General features: G+C 36.2%; 17 protein-coding genes and 1 other RNA gene. 13 read left to right on the plus strand and 5 right to left on the minus strand.

Annotated elements, in window-relative coordinates; genetic code table 11:
- The first annotated feature begins 25 nt into the window (after window positions 1-25).
- Together EHR_RS06260 and trmB are read left to right on the plus strand one after the other, a co-directional pair.
- On the plus strand, window positions 26-808 hold the full coding sequence (locus tag EHR_RS06260; protein ID WP_010720902.1) for a phosphotransferase family protein: 783 nt from the start codon (window positions 26-28) through the stop codon (window positions 806-808).
- A gap of 138 nt (window positions 809-946) precedes the next feature.
- A complete protein-coding gene (gene trmB / locus EHR_RS06265) occupies window positions 947-1,600 on the plus strand; it encodes a tRNA (guanosine(46)-N7)-methyltransferase TrmB (protein ID WP_010737069.1) in 654 nt (217 codons plus the stop codon).
- Between the two features lie 111 nt (window positions 1,601-1,711).
- Here trmB and ade read toward each other — a convergent pair whose 3' ends face one another.
- Entirely contained in the window at window positions 1,712-3,448 is a 1,737-nt protein-coding gene (gene ade, locus EHR_RS06270; RefSeq protein WP_010737070.1) for an adenine deaminase, read from the minus strand.
- 127 nt (window positions 3,449-3,575) lie between these two features.
- Between ade and comGA the strand changes: the two genes are divergently transcribed.
- The 11 genes from comGA (at window position 3,576) to EHR_RS06325 (ending at window position 12,283) form a co-directional block, all read left to right on the plus strand.
- Window positions 3,576-4,505, plus strand: a complete 930-nt coding sequence (comGA, locus tag EHR_RS06275; protein WP_010737071.1) for a competence type IV pilus ATPase ComGA — start codon at window positions 3,576-3,578, stop codon at window positions 4,503-4,505.
- Window positions 4,462-5,511 (plus strand): competence type IV pilus assembly protein ComGB, encoded by a 1,050-nt coding sequence (comGB, locus tag EHR_RS06280; RefSeq protein ID WP_010737072.1) that lies wholly within the window; start codon window positions 4,462-4,464, stop codon window positions 5,509-5,511. Before comGA ends, comGB begins: the two co-directional genes overlap by 44 nt.
- Complete coding sequence (gene comGC / locus EHR_RS06285; RefSeq protein ID WP_010720897.1) at window positions 5,508-5,804, plus strand: competence type IV pilus major pilin ComGC; 297 nt, start codon at window positions 5,508-5,510, stop codon at window positions 5,802-5,804. Before comGB ends, comGC begins: the two co-directional genes overlap by 4 nt.
- Window positions 5,785-6,243, plus strand: a complete 459-nt coding sequence (comGD, locus tag EHR_RS06290; protein ID WP_010737073.1) for a competence type IV pilus minor pilin ComGD — start codon at window positions 5,785-5,787, stop codon at window positions 6,241-6,243. Before comGC ends, comGD begins: the two co-directional genes overlap by 20 nt.
- Window positions 6,244-6,271: 28 nt before the next feature.
- On the plus strand, window positions 6,272-6,544 hold the full coding sequence (locus tag EHR_RS06295; protein WP_014834442.1) for a hypothetical protein: 273 nt from the start codon (window positions 6,272-6,274) through the stop codon (window positions 6,542-6,544).
- A complete protein-coding gene (comGF, locus tag EHR_RS06300) occupies window positions 6,519-6,953 on the plus strand; it encodes a competence type IV pilus minor pilin ComGF (RefSeq protein WP_010737075.1) in 435 nt (144 codons plus the stop codon). Before EHR_RS06295 ends, comGF begins: the two co-directional genes overlap by 26 nt.
- Window positions 6,922-7,293 carry a competence type IV pilus minor pilin ComGG gene (gene comGG, locus EHR_RS06305; RefSeq protein WP_010737076.1) on the plus strand — a complete coding sequence of 124 codons (372 nt, stop codon included), beginning with the start codon at window positions 6,922-6,924 and terminating at the stop codon, window positions 7,291-7,293. Before comGF ends, comGG begins: the two co-directional genes overlap by 32 nt.
- A gap of 165 nt (window positions 7,294-7,458) precedes the next feature.
- Window positions 7,459-8,466, plus strand: a complete 1,008-nt coding sequence (locus EHR_RS06310; protein WP_010720892.1) for a class I SAM-dependent methyltransferase — start codon at window positions 7,459-7,461, stop codon at window positions 8,464-8,466.
- A 24-nt stretch (window positions 8,467-8,490) separates the two neighbouring features.
- Window positions 8,491-9,675, plus strand: a complete 1,185-nt coding sequence (locus EHR_RS06315) for an acetate/propionate family kinase (RefSeq protein ID WP_010737077.1) — start codon at window positions 8,491-8,493, stop codon at window positions 9,673-9,675.
- A gap of 223 nt (window positions 9,676-9,898) precedes the next feature.
- The gene (locus EHR_RS06320; protein ID WP_010737078.1) at window positions 9,899-11,113 is read left to right on the plus strand and encodes an immunoglobulin-like domain-containing protein; all 1,215 of its coding nucleotides are present in this window, start codon (window positions 9,899-9,901) and stop codon (window positions 11,111-11,113) included.
- Window positions 11,114-11,356: 243 nt separating this feature from the next.
- Entirely contained in the window at window positions 11,357-12,283 is a 927-nt protein-coding gene (locus EHR_RS06325) for a toxin Cry1Ac domain D-VI-related protein (protein WP_010737079.1), read from the plus strand.
- 40 nt (window positions 12,284-12,323) lie between these two features.
- Here the strand turns inward: EHR_RS06325 and EHR_RS06330 are convergent, their stop codons facing one another.
- The 4 genes from EHR_RS06330 to ssrS form a co-directional block, all read right to left on the minus strand.
- Window positions 12,324-14,096, minus strand: coding sequence for an IS1182 family transposase (locus EHR_RS06330; protein ID WP_010737080.1), 1,773 nt, complete (start codon window positions 14,094-14,096; stop codon window positions 12,324-12,326).
- 142 nt (window positions 14,097-14,238) lie between these two features.
- Window positions 14,239-14,706: a universal stress protein gene (locus tag EHR_RS06335; RefSeq protein ID WP_010720888.1), complete on the minus strand. Its 468-nt coding sequence runs from the start codon at window positions 14,704-14,706 to the stop codon at window positions 14,239-14,241.
- Window positions 14,707-14,776: 70 nt separating this feature from the next.
- Entirely contained in the window at window positions 14,777-15,064 is a 288-nt protein-coding gene (locus EHR_RS06340) for a hypothetical protein (protein WP_010720887.1), read from the minus strand.
- A gap of 114 nt (window positions 15,065-15,178) precedes the next feature.
- A non-coding RNA gene (ssrS, locus tag EHR_RS13775) (6S RNA) lies at window positions 15,179-15,373 on the minus strand.
- Window positions 15,374-15,420 lie beyond the last annotated feature (47 nt).

Consider the following 15,420-nt stretch of genomic DNA (forward strand, 5'->3'; position numbering starts at 1 on the left):
TAGAGTTTAGAGGACGGGAGAATGCATGATGGAGTTTCAGTTAGACCAAGAATGGCGTTTACGCCCAATCAAAGGTGATACGGGAAAAACATACATAGGCATGCGCGATGAAGATAAGGTCTTTATTAAACGCAATACGACTCCAATGCTTGCTGCACTATCCCGAGAAGGAATTACACCAAAACTGGTATGGACGAAACGGACAGGAAATGGCGATACCTTAACAGCACAGGAATGGCTAGAAGGACGTTTATTAACTCCGACCGAGATCGGCCAGCGAAATGATGTTATTGATGTCTTGTATCATTTGCATCATTCTGCTTCACTTAAAACGATGTTGACTCGGATCGGTGGTAGAGTGATGACACCAGAAAAAATGTTGCAACAATATGAACTGGAGTTACCTGAGACACTCAGAAAGAATCGATTTTTACAAATCGTTCACCAGTTTTTGCGTCAACAAATTCCACAGATGGATAAAGAGAACTTTGCAGTTGTACACGGAGATGTCAATCATCGGAACTGGTTAGTGTGCAAAAATTATTTGTATCTAGTTGATTGGGATTCAATTATGTTTGCTGATCCAGCGGTGGATATTGCCACGATTTTAGGGAATTATGTTCCATTATCTAATTGGAATCAATGGCTCGTTACTTATGGGATTCGCCCAACGGATGAGATATTAGAAAAATTACATTGGTATGCTGCGATGAATCTTTTACAAGAGATTACCCGATATTGTCAGCGTGAAGATCATCGACGAATGAATGAAGAGATCTTACAGTTGAAAAGAATTTTTAGTGGTTGAGCAAAGAGTCAAAAAGAATGAGTACGGTGTACGAATAAAGCATTTATTGTCGATTATTTATTCAGAGTTAAGATCAGAAGAGTAGAACATCACTTGTCTGATCTTTATTTTTTTAGGAAAGAAAGGAATGGAGTTTTCATGCGTGTACGTAATCGCCCAGGTGCTGCTGAAATGCTAGCAGCGCATCCAGATCTAGTAATAAGTGAACCAACCAAGTGGAGAGGTAAGTGGAACGAACTATTTGGCAATGAGCAGCCGATCCATATTGAAATTGGTATGGGAAAAGGTCAGTTTATCACAGGAATGGCTGAGGCTCATCCTGAAATCAATTATATCGGGGTAGAAATGCAAGTCAGCGTTGTATCAATTGCTTTAGATAAATTAATTGAACAACCATTACCAAATTTAAAACTATTGCATGTTGATGGTTCAGCGTTGACGGAATATTTTGCAGATAGTGAGATTGATCAAATCTATTTGAACTTTTCTGATCCGTGGCCTAAAAAAAGACATGAAAAACGCCGGTTAACGTATCATACATTTTTAGCGGTGGATGAACAAATTCTACGCCCTAAAGGAGAAATCCATTTTAAAACAGATAACCAAGGACTATTTGAATATTCATTAGCTAGTTTTTCTCAATACGGCATGATCATCAAACAAGTATGGTTAGATTTACATCAAAGTAAATATGAAGGAAATATCATGACTGAATACGAAGAAAAATTTTCTTCAAGAGGTCAAAGAATCTATCGTGTTGAAGCTCAATTTCCAGATAAAACGAAGAAATAATGACTTCATTTAATCAAAAGCAACCGAAACATTTTTGTTTCGGTTGCTTTTTTGGTTGTAGATGCAGCTGTTCGAGCAAGAAAAAATTGCTGGGACAAAGTATGTTCGTATTTATCTTATAGAAGGTTCAATCAAGCTAAATTTAGAAAATGAAAATAATCCTTTATCCGTGATCTTCAACTCGGGAATGACAGATAATGTTAGAAATGAGAGTGTCAAAAATGGATCGAATGATTGACTGGCACCTAGCGCATGCGCTTCTTTAGTTAAGGAAACTAACTGCTCATTCACAGCTAAAAAAGGCTCTTGTGACATTAAACCACCGATTGGTAATGGCAAACAAGCTAACTCTTGACCATCTGCAACAGCGATCATTCCGCCACCTTTTTTGATTAATTGGTTTGCTGCTATTAACATATCTTCGTCATTCGTTCCCACCACGACGATGTTATGGGAATCATGCGCAACAGTTGTTGCAAGAGCTCCTTTCTTTAGTTGAAATCCCTTAACGATCCCAACGCCAACATTTCCTGTTCGATGGTGACGTTCGATCACAGCAATTTTTAGTTGGTCGTTGGCAATTGAAGGAACAAAGACACCGTTTTTTGTGTCTACTTCTACGAGACAATCATTGGTCAATAAACTATTAGGAATGACTTCGATCATGTGGGCTTTTTCAGTACAAAGTGGTAAAGCAAAAGAATCGACCGTTAATGGTTTCACATCCATTTTTGGTAATTTTTGAGCATAAGTATTTTTTTGTCTCGGAAATTGTTCCAGATTCAATTGTGCATCCTCTACCACGATTTTTCCATTAGAAAAGACAGTATTGATTGGAAGAGTCGTTAAATCATTGGTTAAGAAGAAATCAGCTTGATAGCCAGGTGCGATGGCGCCTAGCTGACTTAAGCCAAAACATTCGGCAGCGTTTAGTGTGGCCATTTGAATAGCTTGTAATGGTTCCATTCCTAAATGGATTGCTTGGCGTATGATGTGATCGATAGAGCCTTCTGCAACCAGATCATCGATCAGTTTATCATCCGTGACAAATAAACAACGTCGTGAATTTTCTGGTGTTACAACGGGAAGGAGTGCTTCGAGGTCTTTTGCAACTGTCCCTTCTCGAATCATTAAATACATCCCTAAAGCTAGACGTTCTTTTGCTTCTTGTGCGTTAGTCGCTTCATGGTCGGTTTTTATACCAGCCGTCAAATAGACGTTTAGCTCATCTCCTTGAATACCAGCTGCATGACCATCGATTTTCATATTTTTCTCATGCATCAATTGTAATTTATCAATGATGGTTTTTTCGTTATTTGCAACAGCTTGGTAGTTCATCACTTCAGCAAGTCCCAACACTTCAGGACGATCAAGAAAAGGAATGAATGATTGGGCGTCTAGCACTGCGCCGCTTGTTTCAAATGGTGTTACAGGAACGCAGGATGGCAGCATGATAAAAATATTCATTGGTACGGATTGGGCATCTTCAATCATAAAATCAAGCCCAATACTTCCTGCTACGTTTCCTATTTCATGAGGATCAGTAATTATCGAGGTGACGCCATGTAATAAAGAAATTTTTGCAAACTCGCTTGGAGATAAAAGTGAACTTTCGATATGCACATGCCCATCAATAAGTCCTGGTACGAGGTATTGATTTTTTGCATCATAGATTTCTTTGCCTTCGTATTGACCGATCCCCACGATTTTACCGTCACAAATCGCAACATCACCGGTTAGGATTTCTTTTGTAAAAACGTTGACGATTTGTGCATGTTTGATTACCAGATCAGCTGGTTCTTTTTTCCCAGCGACTAAAATATGCTTTGTTCGTAATGATTCCACCATGTTCCCTCCAAAATAAATTTTTAATAGTATAACATAAATTCGGATTTTGCCCATCTTTTAGCATTTAATGATACAAAAATAAAATAGTATTAGAAAAAAGACGTATGTTTTTTATGGAGGGGATAAGATGGATATAAAGGAGATATCAGATGATCTCATTAATGAAAGTTATAAAAAACGTGTTCAAGATATCTATATAATGCCTAATCAAACTGATTTCAATATTTATTACCGCTATAGTAAAAAACGAACATTCCAAAAAAGTATTGCATCAGATATTGGACAACAATTAATCTCACGCTTTAAATATTTAGGAGAGATGGATATCGGTGAGAGAAGAAAAGCGCAATTAGGTGCAATGACTTACGTCTTAAAAGAAAAAGAGGTCAGACTGAGACTGTCTTCTGTAGGTGATTACTTACAAAGAGAAAGTTTGGTGATTCGATTACTTTATGATTTGTCTGAAAAACAGTTCCGCTGTTTTTGTCCTGAGGATTTAAAGGTGATCAATGAGCGGAGTAAAAAGCGTGGGCTCTATTTGTTCAGCGGACCAGTTGGATCAGGAAAAACTTCTTTGATGTACTATTTGGCACAAGACAAAGAGGTACAAGTAATTACAATAGAGGACCCAGTAGAAATTGAAGAAACAGCCTTTTTACAATTACAAGTAAACGACAAAATCGAACAAACGTATGAGGAATTGCTGAAGCTTGCATTACGTCATCGTCCAGATTTATTGATCATTGGAGAAATCAGAGATAGCAAGACAGCGAATGTAGCAATTCGAGCAGCGTTGACAGGTCACCGTGTATTTGCGACGGTTCATGCCCGCCATTTAGATGGAACCGAAGCGAGAATTCTTGAATTAGTTGGCAGAAGCGATGAGTTTTTTGAATGTTTATCTGGCGTAATCTACCAAGAAATCCTTTTAGACCAAACACAAGCAGCAGCGGCTTTATGGGGTTACAACTTTACCTACAATGATTTTGAGAGGAAAGGGTGGGACCAAAGCTATGAAGAAGCAAAAAATAGTCGCTGGCGATCGTTTGCCTTCTAAGAAAATGTCACTGAACCATCAAGCAAAGTATATTCGACTGATGGGGGAGTTACTTGACCATGGATTTAGTATTCAAGAAGCAACGGAAATATTGTTGAAGATCACACCTGTCCCCCATATTTATTTACAGCAAGGACACCGTTTATTGCAAGAAGGACATTCTTTTTATGAGGTTCTACAAGCATTGGGTTTTACTCAAGACAAGCTTGTGCAAATCGAGTTAGCCAGTGCGCATGGGAACTTGATCCAAACATTGAATGGGATGGCAGAACAATTTCGTCTCGTAGCAGAATTTCGAAAAGAATTAAAAAAGATGATCAGTTATCCGTGTTTACTGTGTTTGTTTTTATTAGGGATCTTAGTTGCATTACGCCAATTTATTTTGCCACAGTTATTAACTTCGGAAATGGTCATGGATACGCATTGGGGAATCCGATTTTTGCAGTCCTTTCATTGGTATGTTCTTCTTGTTTTACTGTCTGTTGGTTTATTATGTCTGTTTATCAAGATCAGGCTCCTAAAAATGGATATGATTCAACGAGGGGAATGGTTCAGCAACAAACCATTGATTGGTTCGCTGTTTTCCCTCTACCAGTCTTCTTATATCGCTTTAGAATTTGGAAAATTATTCTACGAGGGATTAGAATTGCGCCAAATTATTTTTTGTTTGAAAGAAACAAAACAAGGGAGTTTGATCCAACTATTAGCATTTCGTCTGACAAAAGGGTTAGAATCAGGAATTTCTTTAGCACAGCAGTTTGAGACTTATTCATTTTTAACGGCTGAATTTAGTCAAATCGTTTTACAAGGGGAAGCAAAAGGAAACTTAGGTAAAGAACTTTTGTTTTACAGTAAATTAGCAAGACAGCATTTTTTCCAAAAGGTAAACCGTGGACTTTCATGGATACAGCCAGTCCTTTTTCTAGGAATTGCCAGCTTGATTCTATTGATTTATGCAGCAATTTTACTGCCGGTTTATGGCAACATTGAGGAGGTTTTATTATGAAATATCTAGTCAATTTCAGACGAAAACAATTAAGGAATGTTGAAAGTTTTACGTTGATCGAAATGCTGATCGTCTTATTAGTAATCAGCGCATTAGTTCTCTTGTTCATCCCTAATATTTCCCGCTATCGAGATCATGTCAATCGAGAAGGCAAACAAGCAGTGATGCAATTGGTCGATGCTCAAAAAGAATTGTACTCTTTGCAAAATAATGGGAAAGTCCCAACGATCGCAGAACTCTTAAAGGAGGGATATATAAAGCAAGAACATGCAGATGCCTATAACCGCAAATAAACCAATTTGCCTTACTGGTTATACTTTGATTGAAACCTTATTTGTTTTGACGATCACTTTAGGATTATTTCTATTCCCTTCACTTTCAGTCTCAGCTTGGCAAAAGCAGATGACAATAGAGCAATTTTTTGCACAATTTGAAAGTCGGATATATGCCACGCAGAAAATAGCCATTGTCAGCCAACAAGCTACAAGAATCTTTTACGATCAATCAAAGAATCAAATTGTTTTTGACGTACCTAATCCAAATCTCGGTTGGTCAACTTTAGAGGTGCCAGATGAAATTACTGTCCAACAGATGGAAAAGCTCATATTCGCTTCGGGAACCGGCAATGAAAGTTCATTGCAAGCCTATCGGTTCTATTGGACAAATAAAAGACAAACAATCGTTTATCAATTTCAGCTAGGGAGTGGCCGATATATTAAAAAAATCGAATAGACATGCTTTTATTCTATTAGAAACAGTAATGGCTTTATCCATTACCTTATCGTGTATCTTTCTTGTCAGTCACGGGAATTTGTATTTATTAACAGCAGAAAAGCAAAATAATCAGGAAATCTTATTACTTCGCAGACTATATGAAGATGTAAAAACCTACCGAATGTATGAACAAATACCGAACCGAACGTTAAATGGACCAGATAGTCAGACAACCATAACCGCTAAAAAGAAAAAGATCGAAAAAGTGAAGCTCACACAAGGAGACAAAGTGATTGAGATTACCAAAATACCAGAATAAAGCTGCCTTTACACTGATTGAATGTTTGATTTCGCTTGCCATTTTAAGTGCTGTTTTACTTTCAATCAGTCTTTTAATCACGCAAACAACGAAAGTGGAACAATATTTACAACAAAAGGATCAAAAAGAGTGGCTGATTTTTTTAGCTCAGTTTGAAGAAGAAATAAAAAAAGGAAAAAATGTCGTCATTAAAGATAACCGTATTTATTATGAGATGGAAAAGAAAACCTATTTATTTGAACAATATCATGCGTTGATACGTAAACGAGAAGTATCAGGGGGACACCAACCTGTGTTAACACAAGTCAAGCATTGGGAAGTGAGAGATTCTACTGCAGCTATCACATTTTTAATCGAATTTATAAACGGAGAGAAGTATGAGGGGATTTGGACCAAGCCACTATCATAAAAAGCATAACAAGGGGTTCAGTAGTAATATCTTATTCTCAACCTTACTATTGTTTTTAGTTTGTAGTTCATTATTGTCGATCATTGTACAAACTTATCGCTCGACAGTAGATTTGAGCCAACGCATCAAAAATTATTATGTAGCAAAAATAATCAAACAAATGGTTTTATCTGAAAGTAACGAGTTGAAAGAACAGGGAATGTATCAATATAATTTAGGAAAGGCTCATTACAAAAGAAAAGCGAATCAGCTAACGATCGAAATTCAGATCGAATCTCAGCATTTTCAGTTCATAGAAATGCTTAACAGTGATACAGAAAGTAACACAGAAAGTGAGTGAATCCATGAAAACGCACTCTTTTCTGTGTTACCGCTGTTTACATAACGTTTATGTTTTTTATTTCACAAACAAAAAAGTGTGAAAACGATTGAAATTTTGCTCATAGTTCGTTAAAATTAAACAGGTAAAATAATTGTTATAATATATCTAGAAATGAGGTGCACCATGTTACCAGAAAAAATGGAACAGGGGTTTGAACAAAACCTAAAAGCGATTCAGCTTTTACAAAATGCATTGGGAACTTCCTTTTTAGAAGCCTATGTCGAAAATGCTGAAAACTTAATCGACAACTATCAAGTACGAGTGGTAGATGGAGTACCGTCTGAAGAAATCAAGCAACAGATTTCTGCTTTGTATAAAGAACTCAGTCAACTTTCCTTTGAACCAGAAGAGTGGCGCCGTCTGTCACAACTACTGTTACTAAAGGGGAGTCAGACAGAACATCTTCAAGCGAACCATCAACTTACTCCAGATAGTATTGGTTTTTTATTTGTCTTTTTAATTGAACAGCTATTCACAAATAAAGAAGAGCCAATCAAGATTTTGGACATTGCAGCAGGAATGGGCAACTTGTTATTAACAGTTCTTTTAAACCTATCAAGTGCGGGATACCAAGCGGAAGGGATGGGTGTAGATATTGACGATACGTTATTAGCGGTTGCTGCTTCAACAAGTGATCTGACTCAGGCGAATGTTCAATATTTTCACCAAGATGGCTTACAAGAATTACTGATTGATCCAGTGGATGTAGCTATCAGCGATTTACCGATTGGTTATTATCCGAATGATCAAAAAGCAAAAGAGTTTTTAACAAGCACCACACAAGGGCATAGTTATGCCCATCATCTGCTATTAGAACAGGCAATGAAGTATGTCAAACCAGATGGATTCGGTCTGTTTTTGATGCCAAGTAACTTCTTAGAAACAGAACAAAGTGAAGAAGTCAAAAGATGGTTTAAAGAAGAAGGATATCTTCAAGGAATGATCCAATTACCAGATGAATTATTCCGTAACAAGCAATCACAAAAAAGTATTTTGATCTTGCAGAAAAAAGGAACAAAGGCAAAACAAGCACAAGAAGTATTACTTGTAAAACTTGATTCACTAAAGAAACCAGAGAAGGTGACTGAATTTTTTAAAGAATTTGAAACATGGAAATCGTCTTCTCTTTAATCACGCACTAAGAAGGAGAATTATATGTCTAAAACAATTGCTATCAACGCTGGAAGTTCAAGTTTAAAATGGCAGCTATATCAAATGCCAGAAGAAACCGTAATTGCTAAAGGAATTGTCGAAAGAATCGGTTTAGAAGATTCAATTTTTACGATCAAATATGGTGAAGATCAAAAATTCGAGAAAATCATGGACATCGATGACCATGAAGTAGCAGTAAAAATGTTGTTAGATCAACTGATTGCATTACAAATCTTAAGTTCTTACGATGAAATCACTGGGGTAGGACATCGTGTGGTTCATGGTGGAGAAACTTATGCTGATTCTGTAATCGTGGATGAAGCTGTGATGGATCGCATTGAAGAATTGGCAGAGTTTGCACCATTGCATAACCCTGCTAATCTAATGGGTATCAAAGCATTTAAAAAAATCTTACCTGATATCCAAAGTGTGGCTGTGTTTGACACGTCATTCCACGCAACAATGCCAAAAAGCAGTTATTTGTATAGCTTACCTGTTTCTTACTATGAAGATTTCAAAGTAAGAAAATATGGCTTCCATGGTACAAGTCATCGCTATGTAGCAGAACGTGCGGCTAAGATGTTAGAGAAACCAATCGAAGAGTTGAAATTGATCACTTGTCACTTAGGGAATGGTGTTTCAATTACGGCAGTAGATGGTGGAAAATCAGTTGATACTTCGATGGGATTCACACCACTGGCAGGTGTAACAATGGGAACACGCTCAGGGGACATTGATCCAGCTGTTTTACCTTATCTAATGGAAAAATTAGAGATTGATATTGATGAAATGGTCAACATTTTAAACAAAAAATCAGGTTTGTTAGGTCTAACAGGTTTATCAAGTGACATGCGTGATCTTGAGAAAAACTATGAACAAGAACATATCCATTTGGCATATGACATCTTTGTAGACCGTATCCGTAAATATATTGGTGGATATGTGACAACGATGAACGGCGTTGACGCAATTGTTTTCACTGCTGGAATTGGCGAAAATGATGGGCACGTCCGTAGTGAAATCATTAAAGGGATGACATGGTTTGGTTGTGAAATTGATCCTGAAATGAATAAAAAACGTGGGGAAGAATTAGATATCTCCACAAAAGATTCAAAAGTCAAAGTACTTGTCATTCCAACTGATGAAGAATTAATGATCGCTCGTGACGTGGAACGTTTACGTAAATAAATATTCTAATGAAATAGTTGTTAGCCTTTTTTAGGTATGAAATAGTGTAACGAACGTATCATAATTTTAAGAATAAATTTTTTCCGAAGTGAACATTGTTCACTTCGTTTTTTTGTTTTGTCTATAAAAAGTGATTGATTGAAAAAAAGAAATGTTCTTTTTTAAATCAATAAAAAATATAGAAATAAAATAAAGTATTATGAAAAAAAGGGAGGAGATTGAATTGAGAAAAACAAATCGATTAACGATAACGATTATGAGTGTACTAATATTAGCTAATTCATCTATAACTGCCAGTCCATTTGTATACGCAGAACAAAATGAAGTCTCAGGAAAGAAAACAATGAAAAGTGAAATCAGCCAGGCAAATATTTCAGGTGAACATTCAGATGTGAAACAAACGAACATTCCTAATGATCAAAACGTTAAGAAAGCGACTGAGGCAGTGAAACTTCTGTTTGATGAAATAGGAGCAAAAACAAGTAATACCCAAGCAAAAATTAATGAAGTAAAGCTACAAGTAATGGAATTAACAGAAAGTGTACAAAAAACAAAATTATTTGAAAAAATTGTTCAAGCGCAAGAAATGTATGATTCAAAACAGACTAAAATGACAAATTCTAAAGAAAAAAATGGACAAAAAGAATTTGACGAAAAAACTCCTTCCTGTACAATCGACCCCTATATTTATGGGAACGTATACATGACTGGTGCTTATGAAGGGGAAATCAATCAATTTAAATTGATTGTTGGCGATAAAGAATATACCCCAGGTTTTACTTTGTTACCAAATAATCAGTTCAAACTTTATATTGGAAAGAAAATTCCGCCTTCAATTTTTTCAGTCACAGTAAAAATCTTTGATAAAAAAGGAAAAGAGACAAGTTCTCAAAACGTTTCAGTTCAAGCACCGAAACTCACCATTAACAATTACACATTAGGAGAAAACTATGTCAAAGGTGAGTTTATTGGTGATGTTGCTAAATTTAAATTGAGGGTGGGGACCACAGGAAGCACGAAAGAATACACTCCAGGTTTTAGACGATTAGCGAATAATCAATTTGAAGTCTATGCGAAAGATAAAATATTACGTGGAAGTAAAAGAGTCGTTTTGGTTGCTCTGAATTCAGAAGGAGATTTGTTAAAATCTGGTTTAGTTAGAGTCCAATCTCCCTACTTAGATATAAATGACTATAAATTAGGAAATGAATATATTACAGGTACCTATGCTGGGGCAGTAAAGAAATTTAAGTTAGTAGTGGATGGAAAAGAGTATTTTCCAGGATTTAAATTGTTAAAGGATAATCAATTTGAAGTCTACGCGAAAAACAAGGTATCGGCGCTAACTAAATCTATTACTTTGATTAGTTTAGATGAACAAGAAAAAGAAATCGTTAGTAAGCAAGTGGTTTTCATTGATTCAACGAATAAAGACTGACTATTTTTATAGCTGAAGCATTAACGACTCGTATAAAAAGTTACTTGAATAGAAATAGAAGAACAGCCAGTGTCACAAACAAAAATTTTTTTACCGAAGTGAGTAACTTTAACATTGTTTTTTATTTTATAAAATAGTCTATTTAAAAAAATGACATTTTTTTTTAAATAATTAAAAAAAATAGCGAGCCCGAATAGGTTATTATTTCCTTAAATCAAATAAACAAAAAAGGGTGGTTTTTAATTGAAAAAGGGGAACTTGAAAAAGAATTTAGTGTCGTTTTCAACTACGAGTGCATTAGTATTATCTAGTTTATCTGGAGTAGTGACACCAATGGTCCATGCAGATCAAAATGGGGCGGGAGAAGGCATCACTATTACTACTTCGGAAAAAAATGAGAAAAAAGAAGAAGCAAATCAATCAAATCAATCAAGTCAGGCGAGTGAAACAAGTCAAACACACGCTTCAGAAGAAAAAGAAAATAAAAAAGTAGAAGAAACAACAACATCTTCCACTACAAAAGAACAGAACGCATCAAGTGTGCCAGTACCGGAACAGAAGAATACACTTGCAGATGAAGTGATTCAACATGCTACTGATGCAGTCAATAATCTATTTGATGGAAATGGAGCAAAAGTAGGCAATACTAAAGCTCAAATTGATGCGGCGAAACAACAAGTCGAAAGCTTACCAGATAGTGATCAAAAAACAGCGTTATTGGAAAAAGTCAATCAAGCACAAAAAGCATACGATACATTGATGCAAAAATGGCAAGTTGCGAATGAGACGATGGATAAACACTTTATTGATGGAGATATCGGTAATCCTAAAGGTAGTTTTACAACAGAAGAAATGATCGATCTTGCAGAAAAACTAGGTGAACTTCCTTATATAAACATTCCATTTTTAGAAGGCTATACGACCAATGAATTGCATGAAAAATACGATCAGTTAATTGCTGTATCAAACGCAACGCCAGTGGTGGATCGTCTGTTTTTTAATGGTAAACCAAGTACAAACAATACTCAAAATGATATTAATACTGCATTGAATCTTGTCCACCGTCTTGTGGATGGACCTTATAAAGACAGACTATTAGCGAAAGTACAAGAAGCACAAAAAGCTTATAATGATGCGCACATTATTGTACTTCCTAAAGGAAATAAATAGGCGAATTGATGGCAAAGAAATATTTTTATCATGAAATCGATTAGGTTAGAAAAAATGATTGATTGGATAAATAATCTAAAAAAGAGCTTGGAACAAAAGAACGTGCCAAGCTCTTTAGCATATGTAAAAATAAATAAAAGAGAGTGGGACAATAGTTCTTTCTCAAAAAGAAAATAAGTTCGATTTTGATGTTTATTGTCAAAATCGAACTTATTTTTTCTGTTTTGCGCACTTTCCTCTCCATATATTTTCCTAATTTTCTTAAATTTAATGCCATCAGTGCCAAACCAATATCAATCGTTGCTCCTTGTTTCCCACGCAAATGGAAACGATGGAACGCCAAATGAGCCTTTAGATGTCCGAACACGGGTTCGACATCCATTTTTCGTTTCCGATAAATCGAACCAGTTTTCTCCTCTAAAAGCTTTTTTCTGCATTCTGCTTTGAAATAGCGCCAATTATTATTTACTTGAATTTTTCGCTTTTGTTCACTTTTCGCACGCGTACATTGACGACGAACTGAACAGTTCCGACAATCCTCACATTCATAGATTTTGAAATCTCGAATAAAGCCACCTTTATCTTTTCTGCGACTATAATTTTTGAACGGTACCGGACGATTCGCTGGGCAAATATAGGTGTCTTGTTCTTCAAGATAACGCCAATTCTCCACGTTAAACGGATTATCCTTGTACTTCTTTTTATTTTCTTTGTGATAACTGCCATATGTAATTAAGGGAGTTTTATGTAGAACATCGTTGATATACATGTAATTTTCTTCGCTACCATACCCTGCATCTGCCACAATGTACTCCGGTAACTCCTTATGTCGGTCTAAAAAACTGTCTAAAAATGGATTCAATGTTTTGGTGTCTGTGGGATTTGGAAATAATTCATAGCTCAAAACATACTGATTTTCGGTGGCGATTTGTAAATTATAACCTGGCTTGAGCTGTCCATTTCGCATATAATCGTCTTTCATCCGCATAAAGGTGGCATCAGTATCTGTTTTTGAAAAGCTATTTCGTTCTTGAAATAGTTGAGCATACCGTTCATACTTTTGTTTTCTTGGCAGATAATCCGTTTGTACCTGTCGGAGATATTTTTTATACATTCTTCTTTTTTTCTTTAGTTGACTTTGCTTTTCTTTGCATTTTTCATGTGTTAATTGTACTTGTGTTTCATGGAGTTCAGCTTCTAAATGATGAGCGACTTCTTCTAACTGGTCGCTCGTCAATCCATCGGATTGACTTTCTTCTTTTAAGCAAGGAAGAATTTCCTCTTGATAAAGCGTTTGATAAAAAGCTTCTGATTTTTCATCTAACAACCGTTCATACCGAGTGGTGGCTTTACGCCAAACAAAGCTGAACTTATTGGCGTCTGCTTCAATTTTCGTACCGTCAACGAAGATGGCTTCATTATCTATCACTTGATTGGTTATCAGTTGACGGCGAAACAACACAAAAGCCTCTGCTAGAAGCTGAGCTGTCGTTTCCTGACTTCTGAATCGATTGATCGTGCGGTAACTCACTTGTTCATGATTGGCTAGCCAACGCATACGGTAACTATCGTCTAATAAAAATTCGATCTTTCTGCCAGAAAAAACACGTTGCGTGTAGGCATAAAGAAGAATTTTCAACATCATTTTGGGGTGATAGGCTGGACGTCCCAGCTGTTGTTCAATTTGGTTGAAGAGCGCTTGCGGGATTGCTTCTACTAACGAGTGAACCGCAAAGGCAACATCCGTTTCTGGAATATAATGTTCTACATCTAGTGGTAAAGTTGTTTGGTTGATGGTATAATTTTTAAACATAAGGCACACTCCTTTGATTTTTGTTTAGGCACTTTAATCATACAAGGTTGTGTGCTTTTTGTGTACCTTAAAATCAAAAAAAAATGGGGCAATAATCAGATTTTTTTCTGACTATTGTCCCACTCTCTTGTTTAGTAATTAATCATTCTTTTTCAGGTAATTTATTCTCTAAATCAGTACGTACCACTAGAACATCACAAGTAGCGTTACGAATCACATATTCTGAAACAGAACCAATAAATAGACGTTCAACAGCATTCAATCCTGTTGCACCTAACATGATTAAATCTACATGGTTATCCTCAGGAATTTCTTTAGCGATGATTTGTTTCGGCGAGCCGTATTCAATCACGGTAGTAACATTGTTCAATCCCGCTTTTTTAGCATTTGCTTCATAATCAGCTAGCGTTTGCTTCGCCATTTCAGTTGCTTGCTCTGCCAACATGCCATCAAATGATGAAACGGTTTGGAAAGAACGAGTATCAATCACGTGTGCTAATAAAAGTTCTCCATTATTTCTGATAGCAACGTTTACGGCTTTTTTAAAAGCTAATTCAGCTTCATCAGAGCCATCTACGGCAACCATAATTTTTTTGTACTGTTGTAACATAAGCATTCACTCCTTCAGATAAATCAATCATTTATAATTCTATTGTAAAACAAGTTGAACAAAAAGAGAATTATTTACTGTTTGGTTTGACCATTTTCCGAGCGAAAGTAAAACTGAAGACAGAAGCAACAATAATGACCAAGAGCAGGTAAGCCAAAGCAATAAATCGTTGATTGAAAAAGGCGACAAAAATACCTAATACCCCTAGGAAAGCGTAAATGGCACCATAGAATTGTAAATAGCCACGATTTTTTTCTGTTTCTTCTATTAATACGAAAAAGATGGGTTGTTTTTTTAATAAATAATAGCTAACAAATAATAATAATAATGCGGCAATGCCCATTAAAAGTTGAATCATAGAAATTCCTCCAAAAGTCTAAAGATTGGTCAAATAATGTTTTTCAAGGGATCTACTCGAAAAAAAAGGAGCTGTACCAAGTAATTGGCATAGCCCCTTAATCTTCAAAAAATGGTAATCTCCGTTAATGCCGTTGTTCGTCCTGTAGTATTGATCCCGCGAATTCAAGCAGGTGGGTCCCACGGTCGTAGCCTCGAACTACCAAATGATAAGGCATGTTACCAGCAGTGACACAAGACGGGTCCCAAGATATCAATAAAAATGTTCGGTCAACACACAAAGAGGACAATTCGAACATCACAGATTTCCCACCTCTATAGTAGCATATGGAAATAAAAAGAGCAATGAGAGCGCTC

The sequence above is a fragment of the Enterococcus hirae ATCC 9790 genome, from assembly GCF_000271405.2.
In the GTDB taxonomy this organism is placed as follows: domain Bacteria; phylum Bacillota; class Bacilli; order Lactobacillales; family Enterococcaceae; genus Enterococcus_B; species Enterococcus_B hirae.

Bases quoted from the DNA above. Each gene is read 5' to 3' on its own strand.
- EHR_RS06295 (WP_014834442.1), top strand. From the start codon at position 6,272: ATGGCTTTATCCATTACCTTATCGTGTATCTTTCTTGTCAGTCACGGG.
- comGD (WP_010737073.1), top strand. From the start codon at position 5,785: ATGCCTATAACCGCAAATAAACCAATTTGCCTTACTGGTTATACTTTG.
- comGC (WP_010720897.1), top strand. From the start codon at position 5,508: ATGAAATATCTAGTCAATTTCAGACGAAAACAATTAAGGAATGTTGAA.
- EHR_RS06310 (WP_010720892.1), top strand. From the start codon at position 7,459: ATGTTACCAGAAAAAATGGAACAGGGGTTTGAACAAAACCTAAAAGCG.
- comGB (WP_010737072.1), top strand. From the start codon at position 4,462: ATGAAGAAGCAAAAAATAGTCGCTGGCGATCGTTTGCCTTCTAAGAAA.
- trmB (WP_010737069.1), top strand. From the start codon at position 947: ATGCGTGTACGTAATCGCCCAGGTGCTGCTGAAATGCTAGCAGCGCAT.
- EHR_RS06330 (WP_010737080.1), bottom strand. From the start codon at position 14,096: ATGTTTAAAAATTATACCATCAACCAAACAACTTTACCACTAGATGTA.
- EHR_RS06260 (WP_010720902.1), top strand. From the start codon at position 26: ATGATGGAGTTTCAGTTAGACCAAGAATGGCGTTTACGCCCAATCAAA.
- EHR_RS06335 (WP_010720888.1), bottom strand. From the start codon at position 14,706: ATGTTACAACAGTACAAAAAAATTATGGTTGCCGTAGATGGCTCTGAT.
- EHR_RS06340 (WP_010720887.1), bottom strand. From the start codon at position 15,064: ATGATTCAACTTTTAATGGGCATTGCCGCATTATTATTATTATTTGTT.
- comGG (WP_010737076.1), top strand. From the start codon at position 6,922: ATGAGGGGATTTGGACCAAGCCACTATCATAAAAAGCATAACAAGGGG.
- EHR_RS06315 (WP_010737077.1), top strand. From the start codon at position 8,491: ATGTCTAAAACAATTGCTATCAACGCTGGAAGTTCAAGTTTAAAATGG.
- ade (WP_010737070.1), bottom strand. From the start codon at position 3,448: ATGGTGGAATCATTACGAACAAAGCATATTTTAGTCGCTGGGAAAAAA.
- comGA (WP_010737071.1), top strand. From the start codon at position 3,576: ATGGATATAAAGGAGATATCAGATGATCTCATTAATGAAAGTTATAAA.